Here is a 259-nt window from a genome sequence, read left to right on the forward strand (position 1 = left end):
GTAGCGCAGTCGGCTCTTGGCTAAAAATAGCGTTATTGGCACCGGCTGGCAGCAGTTCGGCCGGTAACAGTAATTGCGGCAGTGGCAGTATTACGGACATAGGCTAAGTAACTCGCGGATTGCCGTGAGCTGAGTAATGGCAGCAGTATTATCGCCATGCACACAGAGCGTATCGGCCGCTAAGGGTAAGCTAGTGCCAGTGTCGGTGGTAACAGTACCTGTGGCCACTAACTGTTGCACCTGAGCGAGGACTTCAGCG

At 54.4% G+C, this 259-nt stretch carries 1 protein-coding gene; it reads right to left on the reverse strand.

The genetic code is table 11. The annotated features are described in order from the left end of the window. Positions 1-90: 90 nt before the first annotated feature. Positions 91-259 (reverse strand): LamB/YcsF family protein (locus tag RMT89_RS46380; protein WP_399499052.1); only part of this gene is annotated, 169 nt, incomplete at its 5' end.

The organism is Streptomyces sp. P17 (assembly GCF_032436805.1).
Lineage (GTDB): Bacteria > Actinomycetota > Actinomycetes > Streptomycetales > Streptomycetaceae > Streptomyces.